Origin of the sequence: Pseudomonas sp. CFSAN084952, from assembly GCF_009648855.1 — a bacterium.
GTDB classification, from domain to species: domain Bacteria; phylum Pseudomonadota; class Gammaproteobacteria; order Pseudomonadales; family Pseudomonadaceae; genus Aquipseudomonas; species Aquipseudomonas paracarnis.
This window is the reverse complement of record NZ_CP045767.1, coordinates 2,883,383-2,903,916: the sequence shown is the minus strand read 5'-3', so window position 1 is coordinate 2,903,916 and position 20,534 is coordinate 2,883,383. Positions and strand designations below refer to the sequence as shown.

The following is a 20,534-nucleotide window of genomic DNA, read 5'->3' as shown; positions in this document are numbered from 1 at the left end:
ATTGTCCTGTCATCGCCAACTGGCAAGATAGCGTCGAGCCCATGGAAAAGGATGCGCAGGCACTCAAGCACGGGTGTTTCAGCGCTGTGACGGACATGCAAAATGGTACGGCGGTGAGCTTTGGCCCCTACACCTTTCATCGGCAGCAGCGCCTGGTCAGCAAGGCGGGTTGGCCGGTGCCGCTGGGCGGGCGAGCCTTGGATATTCTCGCGGTACTGCTTGAAGCGCCCGGGCACTTCATCAGCAAGGCGACCTTGATCGAACGGGTGTGGCCCAACAGCGTCGTCGAGGACAGCAACCTGCGCGTGCACATCGCCGCGCTGCGTCGTGCGCTGGACGGCCAACGCTGGATCCTCAATCACCCCCAGCGCGGTTACTGCTTCGCTGCGCCTGCGCAGGACGCGCTGCCGACGCTGCTGCCTCAGCACAACCTGGCTGCACGGCTCAGCCCGGTGTGGGGGCGTGATGAACTGGTGGGCGTGCTGGCGCGACGGTTGGCCGCGCAGCGGTTGCTGACCCTCACCGGTGTGGCCGGCATTGGCAAGAGCACGCTGGCCCTGGCCCTGGCCGAGCGGGTATTGCCGCGTTATCGCGACGGCGTATGGTGGGTCGATATGGCCGCTGTGCAAGCGCCAAGCGAGCTGCTCGATAACCTGGCCAGGGTCTTGCTGTTGCATTCGGCGCCCGCCAGCCTCAACGAACTGGGCCGGCGTCTGGCATCGCGTCAGTTACTGCTGATACTCGATGGCGCCGACCTGCTGCTGGGCGCGTGTCGACAGCTACTGCGTGCGCTGCGTGAGATGGCGCCTGGCATCAGCGTGCTGATCACCAGTCGTGAAGCCTTGTTGGCCCCTGGCGAGTGGGTGGTGCGCGTGCCTCGGCTGGCGATGCCGGCGCCGTCGGCCAATGTCGAACAGGCGATGGCCTGTCCTGCGGTGCAACTGTTCGTGGCGCGCGCGCGTGCCAATCAGCAGGGGTTTGATTTGCGGCCTCAGGATGTGGCGCCGCTGCGCGACCTGTGTCGGCGCCTGGATGGCCTGCCGTTGGCCCTGGAATTGGCGGCGGCCCAGGTGGATGCGTTGGGCATCGGCGGTGTGCAGATGCAAGTACGCACGGGCTTGCAAGTGCTGGCCCGTGGGCGCCGCACGGCGGTGGCGCGCCATCGATCACTGACCGCGGCCCTGGATTGGAGCTACGAGCGCTTGAGCCTGCCGCAGTGCTGGCTGTTTCTGCAATTGAGTCTGTTCAAGATGGCAGTCACCTTACCCACCCTGAGTGACCTGGTGGCCGGTACCGAGCTCGAACATGCCGACCTGTCTTACCTGCTGGCGCGCCTGGTCAACGTCTCGCTGCTGAATGTCGAGCCCGGCCTGGGCCCGCCGCGCTATCGCCTTCTCAACTGCGTGCGCAGCTACGCCTTGGGGCAACTGCGGGACCCGCGCCAGGTCGAGCGTTTGCAACAAGGCTATGCGCCTTGCCTGGGCGCGTTCTCAGGCCGGCCGCTTGTCCTGCAACTCGTCGAGCAGGCAGCGCACGCGCAGTAGATCCCGGGTGGCGAAGCCTTCGCTGAAGCGTGCATGGATTGAACTGAGCAAGTCCCTGGCGAGCTGAATGCGCCCTTGCTGTTGCCACAGTAGCGCCAGGGATGCGCCGCAGCGTAGCTCCCAGGCCAGAGCGCCTTGCTGGTGCGCCAGGCCCAGCGCCTCCAGCAGCAGGGTTTGCGCGGCGTGCTCATCCTCTAGCTGCAAGGCGTACACCCGCAGAATCTCCGGGGCGCACCAGCCCGCAGCTCCACTGCGCGCGCGTTCCAGGGTTGGCACATCCACAGCATGGGTGCCGAAGGTGATCAAGGTGTCTTGGATCAGGCCCAGGCCCTGCCAATCCGGTTGGCCAAGAATACCGGCGTAATGCCCGGCCCAGGTCTGGAACAACTGCACCGAATGCTTGTGCGATTGCTCCAGCAGCAGCCTTTGCAGGGCTTGGGCGTCGTCTTCGGCGCCGTTGTAGCGGGCGATCACCACTCCAGCCAGGGCCAGGGTGTAGCAGATCGAGGTGCCGTGGTTGATCTGTAGCGCCAGCTCCAGCGCCTGGCTGGCGGTGCGCCAGGCGCGCTCGGGAAAACCCTGTAACCACAGGATTCGCGCCAGCACGGTCAAGGAGGCGACGCTCTGGTCGTATTGCACGCCAACCCCGAGGGCAAAGCGGTTCACGTGACCACTTTGGGACATACGCTGCAGCACCTGCTCGGCGTGGTGCCTGGCAAGAGCCTGGTTCCCGGTGTAATGCTGGCCCAGCGCACGCAGCCGCTGGGCGCTCAGGTCCAGCAACGGCTCGGTGCGTGGGTCCAGGCGATCGAACTGCAGGCTCAGCTCCTGCGCTGGGCCATAGCGCCCGGCGCACAGGTTCACCGCCATCAGCCCGGAGACCGCGCGCAACTGGCCTGCACGGTCCTGGTGCATCTCGGCCAGGCGCGCAGCCCCCTCAAACGCCGCGATGGTCCGAGGCGCAGCGCCCATGGCGTGATAGGAGAGGCTGCCCAGCGCCAATTGCAGTTGCAGGGTCAATTGCGTGCAGGGCGCGCTGACCTGGCCGATCAGCGCCAGCGCCTGGTCCACATAGCCGCCGTGCTCACGCAGCAACGACAATTCTTGCCACAGCGGCATCGCGCTGACCGTCAGGCGGATAGCCAGCAACTGCGCACCGCCCTCGGCAAAGCCCCAGTCGAGGGCGGCACGCACGTCTTCGCGCAGCGGTGCGTAACGGTCGATCCACGGCTGTGTGGCGATCAAATCCCAATCGCCCTGGGCCTGTTCCATCAGTGCCAGGCAGCGGGCGGCGTGGCGCTCTCGCGTGGCATGCAGCTCGCAGGCTTGGCTGAGCTTTTCCAGGGCATAGGTGCGGGTGATGTCCAGCAGGCGATAGACCATCTCGTCATCGCTGGCCTCCACATTCAACAACGACTTGGCCACCAGTTGCGTAATCGAGCCCAGCACTTCGGCGGGGGCCACCTGCTCTCCGGCGATTACCGCCGCTGCGCTGGCCAGGCTGAAGCCGCCACGAAAGACCGCCAGGCGGCGCAGGCAGATTTGTTCGCACGCGGTGAGCAGGTCAAAGCTCCAATCGAGCGTGGCGCGCAGGGTCTGCTGGCGAGGCAGGGCACTGCGTCGCCCACGGGTCAGCAGGCGAAAGTTGTCTTCCATCTGCACCAGCAGGCCCGGCAAGCCAAACCGTTCGATTTGCGCCGCCACCAGTTCTATCGCCAGGGGAATGCCGTCCAGGCGCTGGCAGATATCAATCGCCAGGGGCAGTTCAGCGTCGCTGAGGGCAAAGCTTTCCTGGTGGGACATGGCGCGCTCGATCAGCAATTGCATGGCCGGGTAACCCAGGGCCTGGGCGCGGTTGCCGGTGGCGGGCGGGCAGGCCAGCGGTTCAAGGCGCTGCACATGCTCACCTTCGGCGCGCAGGGCTTCGCGGCTGGTGGTGAGGATGTGCAGGTGCGGTGCATGGCGCAACAGGGTTTCACTGATGAGGGCAATGTCGTCGAGCAGGTGCTCGCAGTTGTCGATCACCAGCAGCATCTGGCGTGCCTGCAGGTTGCGGGCGAGGCTGGCCAGGGACGCATTCTCGCCCGGCGTCAGGCCGAGCAGGGCGGCCAGGTTGGGCAGGATCATGGACGCTGCACTGAGCGGCGCCAGGTCCAGCAGGTGAATACCGTCGCGGTAATGCCCAATCAGCAATTCCGCGACGCGCAGGGCGACGGTGGTCTTGCCGATGCCACCGGCGCCGGTCAGCGTGATGAAGCGTTGCTGCGGCAGTTGTTGTACCAGGGCGTCGATCAGCGCTTGGCGGCCGATCATGCGTGTGCGGCGCAGGGGCAGGTTATGGCTGGGGCGTTGGGGCGCGCCGTCGGTGGGCAGCGTCATGGGTTCGATGCTCAGTGGCGCAACAAAACTGTAGCCGCGCTGGGCGACCGTGACGATATAACGCTGCCCGGCCTGGCCGTCCCCCAGTGCCTTGCGCAACGCCGCCATGTGCACCCGCAGGTTGCCGTCTTCCACCACGCTTTTGGGCCAGACTCGCGCGATCAACTCCTGTTTGCTCACCACATTGCCGGCGTGTTCCAGCAGGATCAGCAGAATGTCCACCGCCCGCCGCCCCAGGCGCAGCGGCCGGCCGGCCTCAAGCACCAGGCGCTGGCGCGGGTGGATGCGGTAGGGGCCGAAATGCACGGCCTGGTCGCTCAAGTCATTCATGGCTGCCCAGGTTCTGGAGGAAGGAAGCGGCCAGCATATTCCAGGTACGTGCAGACCACTAGGCAGCGATCACATCAGGTTTGCTACGCGAGTGGTGGTTTCGCCAGGTCATCGGGTTGACGCCTTCGCTGCGGGTGAACATATGGCAAAAGTGCGCCTGGTCGCAAAAGCCACATTCCAGGCTGATCTGCGTGAGGCTCAGGGACGAGCCGGTAATCAATTCCTTGGCGCGCTGGATGCGTTGCTGGCGAATCCATTCCTGGGGCGACAGCCCGGTGGTGCACTTGAAGGCGCGGGAAAAATGGCTGCGCGACAAGGCGCAGGCCTGGGCCAGGTCGGCAATCGCCAGGCTTTCGCCGAGGTTGGCGAGGATCAGTTGCTTGGCGATACGCTCACGCCGGGGGCACAGGCCGCCGGTGGGAGATAACCGGGGGGCATATTGCTCGAGTCGGGCCATGACAAATATCCGCAGTCGATGGGAACGTTCCCGGTGGATGGGTGCAGTGTAGACGCGCTTTATCTTGTTGCCCGAGTGCCTGGCTGACGAGTTAATCGTTGTTAATTTCGCCAGGTGCGGTGCTGGAAAAGACAGCACAGCTATGCAATCCCAGGCGTGCAGTGCATGCTTCCCTGGCCCTCTGGAAAACGTTTGGATAGCACCCATGAACCGCAACGATCTGCGCCGCGTCGATATGAACCTGCTGGTGATTTTCGAAGCCTTGATGTTCGAGAAAAACCTGACCCGGGTCGCCGAAAAACTGTTTATCGGCCAACCGGCAGTGAGCGCTGCATTGGGCCGCTTGCGCGATTTGTTCGATGACCCGTTGCTGCTGCGCAACGGCCGTGCCATGGAACCCACGGCGCGTGCACTGGCGATACTCAAGGAGCTGCAACCGGCCATGGACACCATCTCGGGCGCCGTCAGCCGTGCCAAGGATTTCGACCCCTCCACCAGCTGCGCGGTGTTTCGCATCGGTTTGTCCGATGATGCGGAGTTCGGGCTGTTTCCGTCGTTACTCAGCCGCCTGCGCGAAGAAGCGCCGGGCATCATTGTGGTGGTGCGCCGGGCCAATTACCTGTTGATGCCTTCGCTGCTGGCCAGCGGAGAAATTTCCGTGGGGGTCAGCTACACCACCGACCTGCCGGCCAATGCCAAGCGCAAGAAGCTGCGCGATATCCCCTGCAAGGTCCTGCGCGGCGATGACGGCGAGGCGCCGCTGACCCTGGATGATTACTGCGCAAGGCCCCATGCGATGGTGTCGTTCTCTGGCGACCTGAGCGGCAATATCGACCTGGACCTGGCCCGCATCGGCCGCTCGCGTCGGGTGGTGCTGGCGGTGCCGCAGTTCAGTGGGTTGCGGGCGTTGCTGGCGGGGACGCAGATTATCGCGACCGTGCCCGATTACGCCGCGTGCGCATTGACCGAAGGCACACGCCTGCGCGCCGAGGACCCGCCGTTTGCGATTGATGCGGCGGAGCTGTCGATGGTGTGGAGCGGGGTGCATGACAACGACCCGGCGGAGCGTTGGTTGAGGGGCAGGATTGCGGAGCATATGGCGCGGGACGTGTGATGGAGCTGACTCCTCTCCACCTGACACCTCACAGGGCTATGTACTGCCCGCAGAATCAGCGCCAGACGAAGTCCTTGTGGGAGCGGGCTTGCCCGCGAAGGCGGCCTGATGGTCGACACAGTTATACCGAGTACATGCCCCCACCACTCGGCACCCCGCCTGCGTTCGGCCAGCGTGGTTTAACGGGGCGCCTGAGATCAAGCTCAAAAGCAGCTCGCTTACGCGGGAGAAAAGGCCGTAGGTTTAATCGCCTACTCAATGCATCTTGCTATGGTCCATTTTGCTATGGTCCATGCCATCCAACCCACGGGCTGTCGCTTTCACTTCGACAGCCTGCTTTTCTCCCTTGGCATCTTGCACCGTCAGGGTCAGCGGTACCTGGTCGCCTTCCTTGATCTGGCCGGTCAGGCCCATCAGCATCACGTGGTAGCCGTTCGGGTCGAGCTTGACGGTTTTGCCGGCAGGCAGGGCCACCGAGTCCACTGGGCCCATGCGCATCACGTCGTCCTTCATGCTCATCTCATGAATCTGTACGTCTTTGGCGACCGGCGAGGCGACGCTCAGCAGTTTGCTGTCGCTGTCGGCGGTGAGGGTCATGAAGGCGCCGCTGGAAGGCTGGCCGGGTACGGAAGCGCGTACCCAGGCGTCGGTTACTTGTACTTGGGCGCTGGCGTGGGCGGCGAGGCCCAGCAGGGTGAGGCCGAGGGTGAGACGCTTGAGGTGTTGAACGGCAGTCATTAGCAGACCTCCATGACGGTGAGCAGATCTTCTGCGCACTCTTGAGCGGTAAGGGATGCCTGCAAGCCAAGGCGCAGGTTGCCACGGGTGTCGAACACGAAACTGGTGGCGGTGTGGGAGAGGGTATAGGTGTCGCCGGCGGGGATCTTTTCATAAAAGATCCCGAACTCCTTGGCGGCCACGGCGATTTCTTCCGGGGTGCCGTAGAGCGCTTCGAAGCTGGGGTCGAAGGCCTTGACGTAATTGTTGAGAATCTCGGGGGTGTCGCGCTCGGGGTCCAGGGTGATAAACACCACCTGCATGATCTTGCCATCGCGGCCCATCAGTTTCTTGGCTTGGGCGGCGCGGGCCAGGGCGGTCGGGCAGACGGCCGGGCACTGGGTGAAGCCGAAGAACACCACCGGCATCAGGCCGCGGTACGAGCTCAGGGTGACGGTTTCGCCGTCGGTGTTCTTGAGCTTGAAGGTACGGCCCATGATCTTGTCACTGAGGTCCTTGCCGTACTTGAAGTTCAGCTTGGGGCTGTAGTCACAGCCGCCCAGCAGGCTGCCCAGGCCCAATAGGCCCATGCCGGTCAGCACTTTGCGGCGGGTGAATAACGTACTCATCAACTGTGCATCCTGTGAAACGCCTGTAGGGCCGTGGAGCTGCTCCGCCAGGCTTTGAAAAGGAGTAACGAGAAGGGGACAGAGTCTAGCAACCCTGGCCGGCGCGCGTAATCTGCGACGTTCTGCCACAGGGGCGCGGCGCATTTCGTCCTTTTATGGCTTCGGTGGTAGAGTCGCCGCCATGAAATTGCGCCACTCTGACCGCTCACTGATCGCCTGGGCCCTGTACTTCTGCGTGCTGATGAACCTGTTCGCCTGCGGTTTGGGGCATGGCCAGATGATTGGGCAGCAGCTCAACGGCATCGGCGGGCTGTTCTGTTCGGTGGACGGCGGGCAGTCGCCCATTTCCGACAAAGGGTTGGCAAACCCGTCTTCCAGCAACATCTCGAACTACTTTGCCTGCCCGGTGTGCAACGCGGTTACCGTCGCCCTGGTGTTCCTGATCGGCCTGGCCTGGCTGCTCGGTCTTACGCAAACCCCACGTGTCGCCCATGAGCGGCGCAACAAGGCGCCTCCGCGCTATTCCTGGCCCTCGGCCAACCCCCGCGCTTCTCCCGCATCCTGACGTGTGCCTTGGGCTTCCTGTGACCAGGAGGCATTCTCTCGTCACGATTGTGAGAACACTCTATGAACCCTCAATTGCCTGCCGGCGCCAGCCGCCTGGTCAGTAAGGCGTCGCGGCGCCTGCGTGCGCAACCGGCGCTGCCTGATTACCCGAGTAATTCGCGCTGCTTCGTGCACCTGGATGCACGCCTGCTGCCTCACTGGCATACCTTGTTCGACATCTGTCCGGCGTTGCTCAAGCTCGACCCACCGGAGGGCTTGAACCTGTTTCGCGCCTTCATGACCTGGGCCTATCGCAACCAGCCGCCGCTGGACTGGACCTACCATCTGAACGTATGCCGCTGGTTGCTGAGTTCGGCGTACCGCACACAGATTGATGAGGAACCGATCGAAGCCTTCATGGCCGCCGCTGCTGCGCGCTGGGTGCTGACGGACGACAGCCCGTCGGCAGGCATTGTCCTGAGCTGGCGCGATTGCACGCTGTTCGACTGGAAGCATCACCCTTCGATAGCCGCGCCGCGACCGGCATTGCCGCCGCCCGCCTGGGACTTTGCCTGGTGCCCGTTGGATGCCCAAGGCGCTTTCAGCGGTTGGCTGCCGGTGCCATGAAGCGCCGCGTCCGGTAAGCCTCACGACACCCTCGGAAGCGCCGCACACGGCGCAGCGTGCGGGGCCCGCAGGCTGGCACCGACTTGATGACTAGGCTCTAGGCTTCTTTGGTTTTCAGGTCATCAGGTTATGTCTTCTTTGCATCACAACACGCCCACGCTGACGGTGGTCGACCCGCGAGGGTTGACCGTGCGCAGCGTGGCGTACCCTCGCAATACCGCGCAGCAATCACCCAGCGCGCAGGTCACGCGGCAGGTGTTCGACGCTCGCGGCCTGTTGCAGCAACAGTGGGACCCCAGGTTGTTTGAGTTGCACGCTGCCGACCCCGACGTGCCGCCCAATCTGTCTCATCGTTATAGTTTGGGCGGGCAAGTGCTGAGCACCGACAGCGTGGATGCGGGCCGTCAGATGCGCTTGCTCGGCAGTGGCGGCCAGGTCGTGCAACAGTGGGACAGTCGAGGCACGCGCCAGCGGTTCGAATACGACCCGTTGCTGCGCCCCGTGGCGGTATTCGAGCGCACGGAGGAGGTGGCGGTTGAACGCTGTGTCGAGCGCATGAGCTACGCGGGCATGACGTCTACGGAGGCGGCGCGCAATCGTTGTGGGCGCATGATTCGTCACGATGACCCGGCAGGCACTTTGCTCGTTGAGCGCTACGACGTGCAAGGCAACATCACCGAGCAAACCCGGCGCCTTTGCACGTCGCACACCGCGCCCGACTGGCCGCTGCCCATGAGTGAGCGGGATGCACAGTTGCAAGCCCAGACCTTCACCACCACTTGGCAGCACGATGCGCTGGGGCAACGTCTGGAGCAGGTCGACGCGCGCGGCAATCGCCAGCAATCTCAATACGGTGTCGACGGCCAATTGACGAAAAGCGAGATCCTGTTCAAAAGCGGAGCGCGCAAGACCCTGGTGGATCAACGCAGCGTCAACGCCTCGGGCCAGGTGTTGAGCGAACGCCTGGGTAATGGCGTGGTCAGCGTTGCCGAGTATTCGGACACCGATGGACGTTTGACACGCTTGAGCGCCCACCTCAAGGATTCGGCAGGCAAGCGCCTGCAAGACCTCTTCTATAGCTACGACCGGGTCGGCAATGTGTTGCGCATCCGCGATGCGGCGCAGCCGACCCGCTGGGCCAGCAACGTGCAGGTGGAGGCAGTAAGCACATTCGAATACGACAGCCTGTCGCGATTGATCAAGGCCACTGGCCGTGAAAACGCGCGCAATACTGGCGCATCCGCACTGCCGGGCCGAATCACGTTCGGCGCCACAGACGACAGTCTCTGGGGCAGCTACACCCGCCACTATGCCTACGACTCGGCCGGTAATCTGACGCAGATGCGCCATGTGCCCAGCACCGGCAGCGGTTATACCCAACGGATGCAGGTGGGCGAACACAGTAATCACAGCGTGATTGCCCGCGAGGGCGCAAAGGCGCCGGGCCTGGGTAACGGCTTCGACCAACGTGGCAATCTCCAGGCTCTGGCGCCTGGTCAGGCATTGACCTGGAATGGACGCAACCAGTTGGTTCGCGTCGCGCAGGTGCTGCGTGACAATGGCGAACATGACGATGAGGTGTATCTGTACGACGGCGCCGGCCAGCGAGTCATCAAGCGTCGCGTGGCACATGGCAAGACGCAGACTCACACCCATGAAGTGCTTTATCTGCCAGGGCTGGAGCTGCATCGCCACGGGCCGGATGGCGAGTGGTTGAACGTGATGCTCGCTCCGGGCGGGCGCTATTCGGTCAGAGGGTTACAGTGGGAACGGCAGCGTCCCGAGGAAATGCCGGATGAGCAACTGCGCTTCAGTCTCGACGACCATTTGGGCAGCAGTACCCTGGAGCTGGACGAGGCAGCCGGCCTGTTGAGCCAGGAAAGTTATTACCCTTTCGGCGCAACCGCCTGGTGGGCGGCAAAAAGCGCCTTGGAGGCGAACTATAAAACCCGACGTTATTCGGGCAAGGAGCGCGACGCCAGCGGGTTGTATTACTACGGCTTCAGGTACTACGCGCCGTGGTTGTTGCGGTGGATCAGCGCTGACCCAGCGGGGGATGTGGATGGGTTGAACCTGTATGCGATGGTGGGGAACAACCCCATGGGTTATGTAGACGAAGACGGTTTGCAGCGCCGCTCGATGCTGGAGGTGGTGACGGTTCTGCTCCTGGTGTTGTTGATCGGGCATGGGATTGGTATAGAGGTTGGATACAGGGTTGAGCTGGCTTACTTTGGGCTGATTTCAGGAGTGGTGGGTGTCGCCTTTTACGCGCATCAACGGCTCAGCACTACTGACGTTCGGCGCAGAGCGTTCTATGCGCAGTCCGCATTGGCCGGTGCGCAAGAGCTGGGCCATCGGCATGGCGCTACCGAACATGAAGTCAGCGAGTTGGCGGACTTTTTTCTGGAACACCGACTGGCCACCGCAGACACTAAGCGCCTGTCCTACGGGCTGACGCCGGCAGCGCGGGGCGGGCTCTATGGGTACATTGGGCCCACCGAGCACCGGGAGCAGGCTGAAATAGCCTCACAAACGGAGCGTAACCCTAGTTTTACGCTTGCGAGGTTGGGGTTTGTCGGGATAGAACTTCGTGCCCCGGCACGCAAGGTGGGCGCCGGCCCGCTTCCTGCGGCTGGGCTGACCCACACCGAAGTACAACCGCAAACCAGGGTCACGAGCGTGGGTCGCCGAGGCTCCGCTTCTGAAGAGCCCGCCGCGCCACCGGTAAGCTCAGGACCTTCCTCCGGGCTGGAACCTGAGCGACTCGTGATTGACGTTGAGCCTGTTCTCAATGAGCTGCGTGGCGTAGGGGGAGGGATTATCAGGAATGTGATCAACCGCCTGGAAGCCCGCACCCTGGACTTTCATACCGGGCATGCCATGGCGGGCGGGCAGAATGTCCGTAGTTTTGACTTGCCGGGCTATCGCGGGCAGCGCGGTCGTGGCGCCTATCGAGTGATGATTCAGCACATCAGCGGGCTCAATTATCGGGCGGTCAGGGTGATGAACCCTCACCGCCGTTAATACGCTTAACGTCAGGCCAAAGAGCACGGGCCGTGTAACGGCCCGGCTCTGTTGTCAGTCCGGCGCGTGCGTGTCGTTTTCGTCCTCAGCGATACTGTACCAGGCGCAGTAGGTCTGGCGCCGTGTGTCGCCGTTGGCATTGACCACGCGCACCGGGCGTCCCAACGCGTCATGAAAATGTTGCTCGCTGGGGCGCAAGGTGTTGAAGGCCGCATCGTCGATATAGCCAGCACGGTCGGCAAAGTAAGGTCGCCAGGTGCGCGCCCGGCAACCTTGATTGTCATACTCCACACGGCCGCTGATCCGCCAACGGCGAGTGGCGTCGATTGGCTCGGCACCCGCGCTCAACATACCGGCGTCATCGACTGCAAAGGCCGGGCCTGGTTGCGCCTTTTCCTGGGTTTGCCGCACGCGGCCAAAGCCGTCGCTGAAGGCGAGAGCGACCTGAATCTGCGGGGTTGGCGACGTGCCTTGCCAACGGTCGGCGTGCAGTACCACGACGTGCACCGGCACTTGCCTGGCCGCCTGAATCAGGCGCTTGAGGGTTTGATGATGGGGGAGCGCAGCGCTCAGGCTGTTCAGGCGTGCCAACGCCGAGGCACGAATGTGCCCGCTGGGCAGCAGGTAACCGTTGCTTACCCATTGCGCCTGGATGCTGGCGGGTGGAATGTGCCCCATCCAACTGAACACGTCGTAGAAACACGCGCTTTGAGCGTTGAACAACGCCGCTTTCGGATCAGCCAGGGCCTGCGCCGGGCCCGTATCGGGCGTGCGGATGAAGGGCGTTTGGGCGTCATGGCCGACGGGCTTTCCTTGCTCCTCTCCCTTGAGGCCGGTCGCCAGCAGCTGCCCGTGGGCGTCGTAGTGCGCGTAGCGTTGCGTACGCTGTGCGTCAGTCACCGTCACCGGCAGGCCAAGACGGTAGTCGTACTGCGCCTGGGTCGTGCAGCCGTCCGCCAATTGCACCTTGATGATGTACAGCCCATAGCGGTCGTACTCGGACTGCGTGAACCCATGGCTCAGGCTCGCCTGATGCCGACGAGGCCGATAGAACATTTCAGCCTGGCCGTAACGGGTGTACCCCTGGCCGAGCGACCACAGGGTGATAGCCTCGTCCTGCCCGGGGGCCGGTGACAGGAACGCGGCCATGGCCCGATAGTGCTGTGCACTCAGCGTGGCAGCGACAGGGCGGCCCTCATACACCTCCAGCGCTTGCTGATCGAGTTCGGCTGTCTCGATATAGGCGGGCAGCGCCTGAAAACTTGCGGTGCCGGCCGGCAAGGGGGCGGTGTGCTCCGCCACGCAGTAATGCTGCACCGACAGCCCCCCCAACTTGCGTTCGGCCGCTGTTCCCAGTGGAGCGGACGGGCCCTGCGCAATGAAGTGTTCATAGCTTATTTTTTCAATTGCTAACGCCTCTTTGCTCAGGACCAGCACGTTGCGTCGTTGCTGGTACGGCAAGTGCAAGCGCCAGCGCTGCGCGGCGTCAAGGTGAATGAAGCGGGCGCGGGTTTCGTTGAGGTAATACGCCTGCTGCGCCGAATCATGCGCGTCACGCCACCACTGCTGCTCGTGGGCCGGCCCCGGCGGTGGGGCGTCGCTGGCTGTCTTGCGACGAGCGTAGTCGACCACCACGCTGTGCAGATTGCCGGCGTAGCAGTCCCAGCGCAGATTGAGGATATGCCGACAGCATGGGTCGCCCGGTTGGCGCTCGTAGCGACAGGTCAGCGACTCCAGCAACAGTGGCAGCAGCACCGCCGGTTCGCCGGCCTTGGCCGACGGGCTTAGTTGGCGTATGAAATAGCGCTGTTGCTGCACCGAATACGGCACTGCTTGTGGTGGCGAGTCGGCGGCTGCATATACCTCTTCACGCAGCAGGCTACCCGCCAATGCACGCTGCATCGCGCGGCGGGTGGTTGCGCCGGGCGTAGCGATCAGCGTATCTCCTGTGCGCCCGGCCTCCAACTGGCCCAGCAGGGTTGGCCCCAGCGCGGGCGCCTGCGGGTCGCCCGGGTAAAAAGCCTCCTGCGAGGGCTCAAAGGTGTGGAACCAGCGTTTGGTCAACACCCCAGGCGGCGCATCGGCCGTAGGAGGTTGTTCGGTGTGCAACACCAGGCCAAAGCCGATGAACTGGCGTTCCTCACGGTCGTAGCAGGCTTGCCGGTAACGAAAATACTGGGTGGAGCGGTTACGGCTGACCAGATCCTTTTGCTGTTGTCGCTTGACCACCTGTACCGGGAACGCAAGGCTACTGCCTCGAGGCACTCCCAGGGTTTGCCCGTGCTGTTTTTCGTCGAGCCATTCCTGGGCGCTGCTGCGGTAGCTCAGTTGGGTGGTGGCCCCCCGGTTGTTGAGCGTGGCGGTTAACAAATACGGTTTGAGACTGACGAAGTCATACCGCCAGTGCTGGGGTGTCATGTGCGGCACGCTCAGGATCAGGCTGGAACAGCCCAGGCCTTGAAGGTCGGCAAAGCTGACCTGGCATGTCGCGTCATGGCGCACGCCCTCGGGCCAACGCAGTGTCAGTGGCTCCGATGCCAGCCCGCTGCCGGCGCGGTTCATATAGATCTGTATGTGTTCAGGCGCCAGGTAAATCAGGTCCACCGCGCCTGAGCCGTCCAGGTCGGCGAGGCGAATATGCTCGGCATCGAAGCTGGCGTGGTCGAACGCCAGCGTGGCGAAGACAAACCCTTTGCCGAAGCGTCCACGGCCGAGGTTGGGCCAGCACTTGATTTCGTTATGGCGGATGCGCACCAGGTGTTGTTGGCCGCTGCCCAGGGGGTCGCAAAAGGCGATCAATTCGGCCGGCGAATGGCTGAGGGTTGGCAGTCCCTCATCGTCGGGCGCATGGCGCACCTGCTGGCCAGGATCAAACCCGCCGTCCTGGCGCTGAGCGTACAGGCGCACGCTGCGGCTGCCGATCAGAACCAGGTCCAGCCTTCCGCTGCCCATCAGGTCGGCCAGTTGCCCGTGGGGATGGAAAAACTCCTGGGGCATCGCCGCAAAAGGCACGAAACCCAACCATTGCCGCTGCGAGTCGAGGCTGAAAAAACCGCTCAGCCCTGGTTGCGCCACCACCCATTCCAGATGCCCATCGCCGTCAAGATCCGCCAGTGCCTGGCGCGTGGCTTGGGCGGTATCGGCGAGGGGGATGCGTGGCAGGGCCTGCCATGGACCATAGATCAGCGCATTGCTGCTGGCCCGGCCGGGGGCCCTGAGCGGCTCGCGGTAGTACCAGCTTTTATCGGTGCGGTGCAGGATGCCCGGCAAACCGTCGCGGTACAGGTCGACCAGTTGATAATGCTGCCCGTCGTTGATGCCCGCCATGGCGTCGAACGCTTGGTAGCGCGCGGCGTCCAGCGTCGGCACGAAGGCGCTGTAGGCCAGCTCCAGAGGCGGCCAGGCACTGGCGTCCCCTTGGGCGTCAAAGGCCTGGTTGTGCACAGCGTTCAGGCAACTGCCGATGGCGTGGCGATGGGTGTACTCCAGCAACAGACGCCGCGTCAGCACCGGCTCGACGCCCAGGCTTGGCTCGTCGGGGAAGTAATGAAACATCAGCACTTGCTGACACCGCCGCAGGGTGCCGAGCTCAAAGCCATAGGCATAGCTGCTGATCGGGTCGTTGCGGATCGGCCAGGCATGTTGTTCGGCATAGGTCGGCACTTGGCTCAGGCCGGTGTGGCGTTCGCCATAATCCAGCAGCAGTTCGAAGTGCCATTGCTTGTCAGCGAGGGCGTCCGCACGCCACAGCGCCAGATGCTCAAGGGGCTTGAGGTTGCCGTAGCACACCCGCGCCAGATAACGCTGGGCGCGATAGTCCCTGGCGGCGCTTGGCGGCTGGTCGTCTGGTTTGTAGTGGTAATAGATCTGCTCACCCAAAGGGTTGAGGCTTTCCTGCAACAGCCATTGGGCAACACGTAGGCCGTCGTTTGGGTCTGCACAGCGCGCGATCAGAGTCTTGCCGAACAGGTGCACGCAGCCGTCGGCCCCCTGAACCAGCCAGAACCCGGCCTTGTCGCTGTCGCAAGACCAATGCTCGATACGGTCGAAGCGCGCTTCTATCACCGGAAAATAGCGCACCACTTGGTGGGGTTCATCCAGGGCCAGGCCGTTATAGTGGTCCCAGGTGGTGGCCTGAATTGCGCCGTCGGCATCACGCTCAGGGATCATGTCGATGCCTTGGGGGCTGATGAAACGGTCGTCATCACCGTAGGCCGGTACGCCTTTGCGGGTATCACGGCTGATGGCGCCTGCCGACATCGCCCAGCCGAGGCCGAAGGGCCCGTTGCCTAGGGCGCTGCGATAACCCAGGCTCAGGGCCGGCGTGAAGCCACGTCCCGGCGAAATGGGCAAGGGCACCTCCAGGCACGCCTCACCTCGTGTGCCCACGGCGCCCCATTGCGCCCCGGGGCCCTGGAAGGCGCCACCGCCCTTGGGCAGCGCAGGAATCTTCGGTTCCAAGAGTTCGGGCGGCTGCACGCTCATCGTTGACCTCCGGTGTTTTTAGCGGTGTAGCGCAGGTGCACGATGATATCGGTGAGGGATTCGAGCAGGGCGTTTTGCCGGGCATGGTTGGGAAAGGTCAGTTGCCAGGTGGAGATCGCTCCTGTGTATTCGAACGGCAGGTAACGCTCGTCGCTGTCGAAGTTCAAGGTAAACAGGCCGCTGTCGTTGAGCCCGCTGGACAGGGCGATTTGCTGTTTGGCGCGCAGGTCTTTTTTTACCGCAGCGTCGGTGTGTCTGGCCGCGGGGGTGAGGTACGTGGTATTGGCGGTTTGGGTCAGGATGGCCTTGATGTCTTCATAGGGGCCCAGCGTGGCGGGCAGGGACACACTGACGTGCTTGATACGCCGCAGGTAATGGCCTGGGTAGTCGTCGTCAAATAGCTTGAGGGTCAGTTCAAAGGTCAAGGCGCCGGTTTTTACCAGGTCGGCTTTAAGCGCGGCCCAGGGCATGTCGCGCGTGGCCACAGGGTCTTGGCTGTGCAGATGGCGCAACGACACGGTTTTAGTGATTTCCAGCAAACGTTCGTTGTGGGTGAGGTAGGCGTTACTCATGCTCAGTAGGTTTTGCTTGAGCGCTTCCCCGGCGCTGAAGCCGCGATATTGATGGGTCCAATGCTGGGTTTGAATGAAGTGCTTGTCCCACTGAGCCCGTTCTTCCTGCCAGCAGGCCTCGGCCGCCAGGCACAGCGACAGGGTCGAGTCATAGGCTTGGTAGTAGAAAGTGGAAAGTTGGCCATTGAGCCATTGATACAGTTGGGCGTTGGTAAAGCGTTTGCCGAGCTGGTCGTACAGGCTTCGTGCCTGGGCCAGGCTGGTCTGGGCCAGGCCCAGTTGCAAGCGGGTATGGGCTTGCTGTTCGGTGTAAGCCTGCAGCTGGGCGTCGACCTGGGCCAGCTCAAGGCGTGCCTGTTCCAACGAATGGGCCCACTCGGCGGCGCGTCGGGCAAACAGGTCGGTGCGGTCCAGGTGGGCAGCGTTGGCGCGCTTGTCATTGGCAATGCCTTGGGCCGTCGCGTGCAGGGCGTGAAAAGCGCCCTCGTAGCGCACGCCGCCGTTGGAGGTGCCAAAAATATTCGGTATCAGCATCGCCAGCCCCGCGCCGGCTTGTGCCACGGCGGCGGCGGTGTCCCAGCGCGCACTGTCCTGGTACTCCTGGGTGGCCTGGGCCTCGGCCGGGCTGATGCCTCGCTTGAGCTGCTGTTCGAAGAACGTCACCCGCGCTTCGACCATGCGGCGTCCTGCCAGCAGCGCTTGCTGGTTCCTCGCATCGAACTGTACGGCCTGGGCCTGTTGCTCGACGGCCAGCCTCGCCAAGTCCCAGGCTTGCTGCTGCTGGGTTTCCAGGTACTGGGCCTGCTCTTTGCGTTCGAACAACGACAGTAAGGTCGCCCCCAACTGGATCAGGTTGTCGACCGCTTGCAAGGCGTGTCCCAGCAATACCTGGAAGCGGTAGTGCGCGGCCTGGGCGGTGCGCAGCGACGGGCGCAGGCTGGCGCCGACCGAACCTTGCTGGTACGCGGCAAGCAGCGTTTGAGGCGTCAGGGTCGCGGCGTACAGCGGCAGACTCAAGGGTTTGCCGGTCAGGTCCAGGTGATGGCGCAGGTTGTGCAGGCGAGATTCGATCTTGTCCCAACGCAGCAGCAAGTCAGGGCTCAGGGACCGACACAGCCGCGAGGTGTTCGCAGGCACTGTCGTGCTGTCGAGGGTGGAAGGGTTTTGCAGTTTGTCCAGGGTCGTGGTTGCCCAGGGATCGACCGGGTTGAGCGGCGGTCTTGGACCGAGCAAACCCTTGGCGCGGATGTACCACAACTTGGCGTCGGCCAGGCTGTCACGGGTCATTTGCCGGTACGCCGCATCCCCGCGATTGAGCAGGATGTCGACGTACAACAGGTACAGCGCCTGACGAAAATGTACCGCGCTGCTTGTCGCCAATGGGTGGGGCAGGGAAGAGGCGTTGTGGCGCTGTGGTGCACTGGTAAGCAGCGCAGGCAGGCGCCAGAACCCGGATGGGTGTACGGGATCGAACACGTAGCGTATCCACGTTTCGGCCTCGGCGTATTGCTGCTCCTGGTTCAGGCGTTGTGCCAACAGCCAGGGCAGGTAAAGAAACAACTCCCAGTAATAGGTGCCATGGGGGCCGTGGAAGTCCAGTGGACTGGGGTTTTCCTCGCCTGGCAATGGCGGCTCGCGCCAGGCATCCGGGGCCAAGGCAAACAGCTCATGCAAACCTGCGCCCGCGGTTTTTGCCAGCAGCCCGGCCACGCAGGTGTTGGTGCGTATGGGCGCTCGTTTGTTTTCAGGCTTATCGATCGACTCGATCGTGGACCCGTCGAAGTCAATGAATTCTGCCGCGCCATAGGGCGGGGTTGCGAGTCGCCGGATAAACGGAGCCAGTGGAATGATGGGGGTGCTGTTATCGGGCGGCAGGGTGAAGGTCGCGGTTTTCAGCGCGTAGCCCAGGATGATGGGGTCGGGGTAATGCACATCGCTTTCCAGCAGCAACACGCCGTGAATCAGCGTCAATGTGGAAGCCGTCGTGTCAGTGGAGTCCTCGTCGTAGGGGTGCAAGGTCGTGGGGGAGAGTTCGATCTGCGCCTCAAGCGTGTGCGTTTCGGAGAGTTCAGTGAACGTGTCGCGCAGGGTGCGCCGAGAAGCGTCTGCCAGGCCGACGAGTACCGTGTTATTGCGGTGAGGGCTTTCCGGTAAAGCGCTGTGTCCTTGTTTGGGATACATCAACACGGGTTTGTACAGGCGTTGTTTCTGCTGGACCTGGACCTTGTCCAGTACTAAGTCGTAGGCATGGCTGCTGGTCTGCGCCTGATTGTTGTAGAACGACAGGGTGACGGTATAGGTGGCGTCTGGCGTATTGAAAAAATAGTCGAAGGCTTCTTGGCTAATGCGTTGGTCGCGCAGATTGAATGTCGTGCTTTTCGGGTTTTCTTCATCTTTTTCAATTTGCGGCAGGGTAAAGGTCGTCGGCTGATTCGCAGCATTTTTTATAAGTTGGGCATAGCTGACGCCGGTCTCATTGCACTTGAGGGTCAAGTCGATGCGCACGTTGGAGAAGGTTGCCAGCTTGGCGCCCTCCAGGAAAATCTCGGCGGTGGGGCCTAACGCCAGCGTCTCGTTCTGGGCAGGACCGCTGCTGCTGAGGGTGATGGTCAAATTGACCAGTGCGTCTGCCTTGCTGAACCTGACAGTGCGGTGCGGTTCGAAGCGTTTCGCCAGGCGGGTGGTGACCTCCAGTACTGACGTTGTTCGGTTGAACCGAATATCGCTCTCAGCCGAAAGACTGCGGATATGCTGTTGATTGTCTTCGTAGTTCCAGCCATGGGTGGTGCCATGGGGCGCGTCGTTGGTCAGGGAGTGGACTTTGACCTGGACCGTGTCGGGCGCCCTGAATTGAAATCTGGCCCTGTTGTGGTGCCCGAACAGGGCCAGGTACCGCCCCGCCAGTTCCGACTCTTTATGCCAGGAGAACATCCGCCGAGTGCTGCCCTGGGTTTCAAGCCAATGGACGTTGAAGTGCTGATCCAGCCGTACGGCTTGAAAGAAATGCCGATGCACGCCGTTGTGCGGGGAAGCCGTTTGATGGTTCGGCTGTGCGCTCAGGCCCAGGAACAGTGACGGCGGTTGGCTTTTTGAATCGAGTACGGCGATGGACGCAGTGGCGCTCATCAGGTCTTCCGAGCTCAAGTCATCCAGGCCCTGTGCCAGGCTGTATTCCTGAATGCAGGCCTGCGGCACGCTCCAACTGTCATCCAGTTTTTTATAGGAAAAGTACAAGCGCAACTGTAGATAGGTGGTCTTTATCCGGGTTTCCAGCCGTTGCTGGTATTCCTTCTCCGATTCAACATCACCGCGCCCGATCGGGGTGATGTCCCTCGACGACGACGTCGGGTTGATGCATTGGGCCCACACCACGAAGAGGCGCCCGTTGAACACCACCGGGCGAATCGTCTGTTCGGGGACGTTATCGTCAATCGACAGCGGGATCTTTTGCCAGGAGGACCAGGCTGGCGGAGTGGTCGCGTCGCCCGAGGCCATTTTCAGCGTGCGCCAGTAATAGGTGTTTTCCGGACTGGACTTGCCGGTGAAGTAATAAGTGCTGCTGGCAAAGCTGTCTTTATCACCATCGATATAACCATTGAGGGTCTTGATGTTGGCAAGTGCTTCGAAGCGGCTGAGGTAACTGTGGACGGCTGTCTGCAGCGGCGCAGGCTCGATACGAAATTGGTTGAGCTGGTTCTCCAGTTGCCTGAAGTTGTCGCTTTTGCCATGGCGCAATGTAGGGCTCAGGTAGGTGGCCGGGTAGTGCTGAAGTTGCTGGTGGGCACGCCACAGTGAATAGGACAGCAACCGGTCTCGCCACTCGGTCTGCTCGTCAGCGCTCATGCCCTGTTCGTCGTAGCCGGGCTCCAGGCCCAGGTAAATGCCAGTGATGTACTGCTGCAGGCTGGCAATGGCGCTGGCGACACGGGTGGTGGGCACCGTATGGCGGACCTGGGGGTCGAGCAGCCAATAGGTATAGACATCGTCGACGGTCTTGACGGTATCGGCCACTGCCGTTTCTTCAGGCAGCACGCTGTTGAGGTAGAACCCCAGCATCGCGTCGCGCAGGTGTTCGTTGAGGTGTTGGGTGAGGGTGTCAGACATGGTCAT

The 20,534-nt window shown here is 62.7% G+C and carries 11 protein-coding genes; 5 read left to right on the top strand and 6 right to left on the bottom strand.

Annotation, left to right across the window (positions count from 1 at the left end):
• Positions 1-41 precede the first annotated feature (41 nt).
• The gene (locus GH769_RS12895; RefSeq protein ID WP_014718807.1) at positions 42-1,544 is read left to right on the top strand and encodes a winged helix-turn-helix domain-containing protein; all 1,503 of its coding nucleotides are present in this window, start codon (positions 42-44) and stop codon (positions 1,542-1,544) included.
• Here the strand turns inward: GH769_RS12895 and GH769_RS12890 are convergent.
• Together GH769_RS12890 and GH769_RS12885 are read right to left on the bottom strand one after the other, a co-directional pair.
• Entirely contained in the window at positions 1,491-4,253 is a 2,763-nt protein-coding gene (locus GH769_RS12890; protein WP_014718806.1) for a winged helix-turn-helix domain-containing protein, read from the bottom strand. The genes GH769_RS12895 and GH769_RS12890 overlap by 54 nt on opposite strands.
• A 58-nt stretch (positions 4,254-4,311) precedes the next feature.
• Positions 4,312-4,710, bottom strand: coding sequence for a helix-turn-helix domain-containing protein (locus GH769_RS12885; protein WP_014718805.1), 399 nt, complete (start codon positions 4,708-4,710; stop codon positions 4,312-4,314).
• Positions 4,711-4,915: 205 nt separating this feature from the next.
• On the opposite strand from GH769_RS12885, the gene GH769_RS12880 reads away from it, so the two are divergent.
• On the top strand, positions 4,916-5,824 hold the full coding sequence (locus GH769_RS12880) for a LysR family transcriptional regulator (RefSeq protein ID WP_014718804.1): 909 nt from the start codon (positions 4,916-4,918) through the stop codon (positions 5,822-5,824).
• Positions 5,825-6,079: 255 nt separating this feature from the next.
• Here the strand turns inward: GH769_RS12880 and GH769_RS12875 are convergent, their stop codons facing one another.
• Positions 6,080-6,562, bottom strand: a complete 483-nt coding sequence (locus GH769_RS12875; protein ID WP_014718803.1) for a copper chaperone PCu(A)C — start codon at positions 6,560-6,562, stop codon at positions 6,080-6,082.
• Positions 6,562-7,170: an SCO family protein gene (locus GH769_RS12870; RefSeq protein ID WP_003191741.1), complete on the bottom strand. Its 609-nt coding sequence runs from the start codon at positions 7,168-7,170 to the stop codon at positions 6,562-6,564. The genes GH769_RS12875 and GH769_RS12870 overlap by 1 nt, the downstream gene beginning before the upstream one ends.
• Before the next feature lie 181 nt (positions 7,171-7,351).
• Here GH769_RS12870 and GH769_RS12865 point away from each other — a divergent pair, with 181 nt between their 5' ends.
• From GH769_RS12865 to GH769_RS12855, 3 genes are all read left to right on the top strand, one after another.
• Positions 7,352-7,735 (top strand): DUF2946 domain-containing protein, encoded by a 384-nt coding sequence (locus GH769_RS12865; protein WP_020303046.1) that lies wholly within the window; start codon positions 7,352-7,354, stop codon positions 7,733-7,735.
• Between the two features lie 62 nt (positions 7,736-7,797).
• Positions 7,798-8,343, top strand: a complete 546-nt coding sequence (locus GH769_RS12860) for a putative natural product biosynthesis protein (RefSeq protein WP_014718802.1) — start codon at positions 7,798-7,800, stop codon at positions 8,341-8,343.
• A 129-nt stretch (positions 8,344-8,472) separates the two neighbouring features.
• A complete protein-coding gene (locus GH769_RS12855; RefSeq protein ID WP_032901730.1) occupies positions 8,473-11,367 on the top strand; it encodes an RHS repeat-associated core domain-containing protein in 2,895 nt (964 codons plus the stop codon).
• Between the two features lie 54 nt (positions 11,368-11,421).
• Here the strand turns inward: GH769_RS12855 and GH769_RS12850 are convergent, their stop codons facing one another.
• Together GH769_RS12850 and GH769_RS12845 are read right to left on the bottom strand one after the other, a co-directional pair.
• A complete protein-coding gene (locus GH769_RS12850; protein WP_153649776.1) occupies positions 11,422-15,852 on the bottom strand; it encodes a SpvB/TcaC N-terminal domain-containing protein in 4,431 nt (1,476 codons plus the stop codon).
• Positions 15,849-20,528 carry a neuraminidase-like domain-containing protein gene (locus tag GH769_RS12845; protein WP_032901728.1) on the bottom strand — a complete coding sequence of 1,560 codons (4,680 nt, stop codon included), beginning with the start codon at positions 20,526-20,528 and terminating at the stop codon, positions 15,849-15,851. The genes GH769_RS12850 and GH769_RS12845 overlap by 4 nt, the downstream gene beginning before the upstream one ends.
• Between the last annotated feature and the right edge of the window lie 6 nt (positions 20,529-20,534).

What these genes read in the sequence shown, in the direction of transcription:
- GH769_RS12870 (WP_003191741.1), bottom strand. Translation starts at nt 7,170, where the DNA reads ATGAGTACGTTATTCACCCGCCGCAAAGTGCTGACCGGCATGGGCCTA.
- GH769_RS12855 (WP_032901730.1), top strand. Translation starts at nt 8,473, where the DNA reads ATGTCTTCTTTGCATCACAACACGCCCACGCTGACGGTGGTCGACCCG.
- GH769_RS12860 (WP_014718802.1), top strand. Translation starts at nt 7,798, where the DNA reads ATGAACCCTCAATTGCCTGCCGGCGCCAGCCGCCTGGTCAGTAAGGCG.
- GH769_RS12880 (WP_014718804.1), top strand. Translation starts at nt 4,916, where the DNA reads ATGAACCGCAACGATCTGCGCCGCGTCGATATGAACCTGCTGGTGATT.
- GH769_RS12875 (WP_014718803.1), bottom strand. Translation starts at nt 6,562, where the DNA reads ATGACTGCCGTTCAACACCTCAAGCGTCTCACCCTCGGCCTCACCCTG.
- GH769_RS12865 (WP_020303046.1), top strand. Translation starts at nt 7,352, where the DNA reads ATGAAATTGCGCCACTCTGACCGCTCACTGATCGCCTGGGCCCTGTAC.
- GH769_RS12845 (WP_032901728.1), bottom strand. Translation starts at nt 20,528, where the DNA reads ATGTCTGACACCCTCACCCAACACCTCAACGAACACCTGCGCGACGCG.
- GH769_RS12895 (WP_014718807.1), top strand. Translation starts at nt 42, where the DNA reads ATGGAAAAGGATGCGCAGGCACTCAAGCACGGGTGTTTCAGCGCTGTG.
- GH769_RS12885 (WP_014718805.1), bottom strand. Translation starts at nt 4,710, where the DNA reads ATGGCCCGACTCGAGCAATATGCCCCCCGGTTATCTCCCACCGGCGGC.
- GH769_RS12890 (WP_014718806.1), bottom strand. Translation starts at nt 4,253, where the DNA reads ATGAATGACTTGAGCGACCAGGCCGTGCATTTCGGCCCCTACCGCATC.
- GH769_RS12850 (WP_153649776.1), bottom strand. Translation starts at nt 15,852, where the DNA reads ATGAGCGTGCAGCCGCCCGAACTCTTGGAACCGAAGATTCCTGCGCTG.